Annotated in this window: 3 protein-coding genes and 1 pseudogene; 2 read left to right on the forward strand and 2 right to left on the reverse strand. The window is 53.2% G+C overall.

Annotated elements, in window-relative coordinates:
- Positions 1-479 (forward strand): 3'-5' exonuclease (locus AC1DQP_RS19305; protein WP_478052278.1); only part of this gene is annotated, 479 nt, incomplete at its 5' end.
- Between the two features lie 85 nt (positions 480-564).
- Positions 565-1,635 carry an ankyrin repeat domain-containing protein gene (locus AC1DQP_RS19310; protein ID WP_478052280.1) on the forward strand — a complete coding sequence of 357 codons (1,071 nt, stop codon included), beginning with the start codon at positions 565-567 and terminating at the stop codon, positions 1,633-1,635.
- Between the two features lie 36 nt (positions 1,636-1,671).
- Here the strand turns inward: AC1DQP_RS19310 and AC1DQP_RS19315 are convergent, their stop codons facing one another.
- Both AC1DQP_RS19315 and AC1DQP_RS19320 read right to left on the reverse strand, forming a co-directional pair.
- Complete coding sequence (locus tag AC1DQP_RS19315) at positions 1,672-2,172, reverse strand: hypothetical protein (RefSeq protein ID WP_478052279.1); 501 nt, start codon at positions 2,170-2,172, stop codon at positions 1,672-1,674.
- Between the two features lie 47 nt (positions 2,173-2,219).
- Positions 2,220-2,566: pseudogene (locus AC1DQP_RS19320) on the reverse strand (integrase); the annotation flags it as partial.

Here is a 2,566-nt window from a genome sequence, read left to right on the forward strand (position 1 = left end):
CCGCTGAGCAGGCGGAGTTTGCCTTTGAGCAATCGCAGGTTGTCATGGCGTTGGTTCCCATATCAACCCTGCTATCGCTGTCAGCTGATTATGATGCGTCGCGCTTAGCTGAAATTCTGGGGAAGGTCTACGAGGTCCTTGGCGGCTTCATTCATCAGCATGACGATTTGGATCAGGCGCTGGCAAGGTTCCTAGACGAAGGTTCGGTCCGAGTCATGACGATCCACAAATGCAAAGGTATGGAGTTTGAGTGCGTAATCTTACCCTGCACCGAGCTTGAGACTTGGTGGAGCAAGGACGGTCAGGACGAAAACAGAAACGCGTATTTCGTCGGTGTTAGTCGAGCCAAGCAGAACTTGGTAGTGACGTATGCGGATCGAAGGAGTGCGCCTGATGGGGCGAGCCAGCATTGGAACCAGGGGCGGCGTCCTCAGGCTGAATTTGTTGGGTATGTGCTAGATGGCGCACTTCCTCTGTAATATCCGAGTTAATTCGCTACGGAAGATGAGTGTGCAGTGGCCTTGACGATTGCTCGAACTGCCCTATCTTGAAAAGAGGGTAGATATGAAAAAGACATTTCAGCAGAGGATTAGGAAGTCCATTCAGGCCAATGATGCGGTGGCCGCTGCCCACCTGTGTCGGGCACAGCCTGATGTCGATGAGGCCGCTCGTGAAGCCATCTTGGAGGCTATTAGGCTTGATCAAGATGCAATCATTGATGTCCTTTTACCCTTGTTGACAGCATCTTGGAAGCAAGAGCCCTTGAAGACAGCAGCCAAGCTCGGCAAAGTTGACTTGGTAAGAATGCTGATGCCGTATTGTGATTCCGAAGATGACGCCGCGCTTTGCCTAGCGGCCAGGCATGGCCACCTCGAATGCGTCCAACTGCTTATCAGGTCATGTAACCCCTTTCAGCGTGACTCGCAGGCATTGTACGAGGCATCACTCCATGGCCATCCTGATGTCGTCTTTCATCTGATTTTAGGTTCGGATGCAAAGGCTAGGAATAGTCGAGCATTGATCGCGGCTTGCCGGGAGGGGCACTTGGAAGTGGTCAAGCACCTGTTGCCATTTTCATCAAAAATTCAGTGCGCACAGTATGGCTTCTCGGCTGCCGCAGAGAATAACCATGTTGAGGTGATTGATTACTTGATAGGGGCTGGACTCCCCGATCCGGAAGACACCTACTCAATGGGTCTTAATGTCGCTGCTGCCAAGGGGCATGAGAGCCTTGTGCGGAAGCTACTGTGGGCAATTGTCAAAACGGGGCATGCTCCGCGCGACTTTGGATACAAGGCCATGCTCGCTGCGGCAACCATTGGTCATGCAGAGATCGTCAAGTCGCTCTTGGAGTTTGCACACAAAACAGCGGATCCGGAGCTCGGATTGTATATTGCACTCCAGAATTGTCATGATGAAATGGTGGATGTTTTGGTTCCCCGAGCCAACTTGGATCTTGTGCGGGAATTGATATCGGATAAGGAGACCTATGCCAAGCTAGATGAGTCGATTGCCAAGGCTGCTGCTCTCAAGGAGCGTCGAGAGCTCGATTCCAACGAGTATGGGAGAGCTCGCGAGCAAGCGAAGGTCTCTACCCCCGCGATCCGCCAAATGACCCGTCCCCCTCGACTTTGAGAGTATTGCCTTTGCGTCCAGAAGCCGTGCGCCGATTCACAGCGCCACATAGGTAGTGTTCTCGGCTTTCCTACCATCGGGGTCTTCCCATGACACCAGCGCATTGTAGGCCGTAGGACTTCCAATATAGATGGCGGCGAACAGGGAAATTGAAGAGCCTGGTTCCAACACGGGGGCAGGGAACTTCGAGTCGTAGTCTGTGCCTGCAATAGGATCGTGCTCATCCTTCCCTGTGAGGATCTTGACCTGAACATTTCGAGCCTGTGCCGATCCAACATTTGTAACCCGGAAGCGATAGTGTTTATTGTCGCGGTAAAGATCGAGCTTCACGTGTGCGCCGCCTTTGCCCTTCTCGCTAGCCAGCAATAGTTCGAGCTGCTTCTCGTGTAGTGCTGCGGTGGCGACGTTCTGGCGGTGTTGCGCGCTTTCCAACTGATCCATTCGCTTTCGCTGACTGCTTTGGCGCACGAGCGCCAATACGGCTGGCACTATTGCGAGCAATGCGATTAGGAGCGTTAGAACTTCCACATTGCTCATGAACGATTCCTTGTCTATGAATGCGCGCCGCTTAGTTGGCGCTTCGCTTAAGGATACATCTTTGCCTCCTCGCTCAACCGTTCTTTGAACTGTCCGCGCACGTAGGTTGGTAGAGCCACTGACGGCTGATACTGCTCCAACGCTTCAACTTGGATCCTCCGTACATTGGCCGCTGACTTGTGCACGTAGTTCTCTTGGAGCACGGGCGCTCTCTTGTTGAGCGAATGACCTGTGATCAAGGCGATATGCTCGACTCGCACGCCCTTGGCATCCAGTTCAGTGGCAAGCGTATGGCGGAAGGCATGGGAGCCAATGCCTTTTCCGAAGCCTAGCTCTTTCATATATTTGCCGAACTGATTGACGAATCCTTGGCTATAGCGGCCGTTGGGCTCTC

The organism is Stenotrophomonas sp. P5_A8, assembly GCF_056400545.1.